This window comes from Bradyrhizobium sp. (assembly GCF_049798375.1).
Lineage (GTDB): Bacteria > Pseudomonadota > Alphaproteobacteria > Rhizobiales > Xanthobacteraceae > Bradyrhizobium.
The window spans coordinates 1-2,087 of sequence record NZ_JBARGP010000722.1 but is presented as its reverse complement, the minus strand read 5'-3'; the positions used below and the strand labels follow the sequence as shown (position 1 = coordinate 2,087).

The following is a 2,087-nucleotide window of genomic DNA, read 5'->3' as shown; positions in this document are numbered from 1 at the left end:
CTGCAGCTCGCCGCGGCCGAGGCGCTGCTCAAGCTGGTCGGTCCGCAGGCGACCGGCGACCGGCAGCGCGCGCTAAGCCGCATCGGCACCCAGAGCGTGATCGAGGACCTGCTGCCAATCGCGCTGGTGCTGCAGAATCGCGAGGCGCTGGACGGCCTTGGCGGCCGGCTGCAAAGCATCATCAGGGCGCTCGGTGATTCCCAGATCGCCGCGGTGACCGAAGCCATCAACGCGCCCTCGCTGCAGACCCCGCAGATGCTGCCCTTTGCATTGTCGGTGGTGATCCAGCGGCTCGCCGCACCCTGGCAGATCATCCGCCTGGCGATCAAGATGGCGGCGTCCGACGACGAGATCAGGGTGGCCGCGACGCCTTACGGCGTCGCCGTCACCATCGCGCTGCACGACCTCGCGACCTTGGCGACGACGCTGCGCGCCGACATCCGGCGCGGCCACTTCGCCCATATCGGCGACATGCTGAAGACGCTGCATGATGGCGTCCGCGGCCTGCGCACCGAGCTCGACCTGCGCAGTGAATCGAACTGGGGCAAGCAGCTCACCGCGATCCGTGCCGACATCTCCAACGCGCTGCAGGCCGAGATCGACAGCGTGCCCGGCCGCGCCCGGCGCATCCTGCGGCAGCGTGCCGACAAGGACATCCCGCCTGGTGCCGGCATCGACACCACGGAGGTGGCGGAGGTGGCGGCGCTGATCGAATTCGTCGCGGTCTGCCGCACCTATGCCAGCGAGCTTGCCATCAACGAGGTGACGCTGCGCACCTATTCCGATCTGCAGCAATATGTCGAGAAGGCCACCGAGGCGCTGGTGCAGTCATTGCGCGGCGGCGACGCGCGTGCGCGCGCCTATCGTCGGTCGCAGGTCGCAGCCGCGATCCGGTTCTGCGAGGTGCTGTTCGGCCATGACTACGCAGCCCTGATGAGAAGGGCGGCGGAGAACGCCAGCGGCGGCGAGCGCAAATCATCATCGCGTGCGAGCTAATCGTTCGCGCTGAAGAATTTATTCAGTCTGTTTTTCCGTTGCTGCAATTTATAGTTGACCATCAGCGCCGCTGCTGCGTACGGTCGATATGCGCGTCCTCATTTCATTACGATCATGAATTCCGTTATTAATTTTGTCGAATTCGACAACCGCGTCATCTCTGCGACATATCGACATCTGATGGTCCGGGCGAAGGTGGTCCTGGTCGACCAGGCGAGCGGCCAGCGGCTGCTGGATCCGGTCACCACGATCACATCCCCGATGCCGGTCGGATCGCTGCGCATCCGGCTGCCGGATGAGGTCGGGCCGGGGACCTATTTCCTGATGGCGCTGAACGGCCATGGGGAATATCTGGCCAGAAGCGCCGATTTCGCCATCGTCTAACTACGTACTGTTCCCAGGGTTTCTCACGCGGGCCAATGCGATAGCAAGCGGGCAATTGTGAATTGCCGCTGGCCCCGGTGCTGGTTAAAAGCTCCGCACGGCGTTTGCCCTCGATCGCCCCTGGAACCCCGCTTGATGACCCTCTGGTTCGTGTTCGCGCTGATGACGGCCGCGGCGATCTTCGCCATCCTGCTGCCGCTGGGTTTCGGTGCGCGCGCGCCGGCCGACGGCCGGGAAGTGCCGGTCTACAAGGACCAGCTGAGCGAGATCGAGCGCGATGTCTCAACCGGCCTGATCGGCAAGGCCGAGGCGGAGGCCGCCCGCATCGAGATCGGCCGCCGGCTGCTGGCGGCTGACGATCAGGAGCGCGATCTGCCGGTGCGCGCCGCGACCGGGATGCGCCGGGCGGTCGCCGTGCTGGCGCTGATCGGCCTGCCGGTGGTGGCGCTGTCGGTCTACCTGCCGCTCGGCTCGCCGCAATTGCCAGACTTCCCGCTGCTGGCGCGGAAATCCGCCCCCGGCGGCGCGCAGCCGATGGAAGCGCTGGTCAACCAGGTCCAGCAGCATCTCGCCCAGAATCCGACCGACGCGCGCGGCTGGACCGTGCTGGCGCCGGTGCTGGCCCGGCTCGGCCGCGGCGATGATGCGATCCGCGCCTACCGGAACGCGCTGACCTATGGCGGCGACAAGCCGGGATTGCGGGCCGA

General features: G+C 66.6%; 3 protein-coding genes. All 3 read left to right on the top strand.

Annotated elements, in window-relative coordinates:
• Window positions 1-996: hypothetical protein (locus tag WA702_RS28040; protein WP_425113791.1), on the top strand; the 996-nt coding region annotated here is incomplete at its 5' end.
• A gap of 114 nt (window positions 997-1,110) precedes the next feature.
• Window positions 1,111-1,380 carry a hypothetical protein gene (locus tag WA702_RS28035; protein WP_425113792.1) on the top strand — a complete coding sequence of 90 codons (270 nt, stop codon included), beginning with the start codon at window positions 1,111-1,113 and terminating at the stop codon, window positions 1,378-1,380.
• 135 nt (window positions 1,381-1,515) lie between these two features.
• Window positions 1,516-2,087, top strand: a 572-nt coding sequence (gene ccmI, locus WA702_RS28030; RefSeq protein ID WP_425113790.1) for a c-type cytochrome biogenesis protein CcmI, incomplete at its 3' end; no start/stop codon positions are given.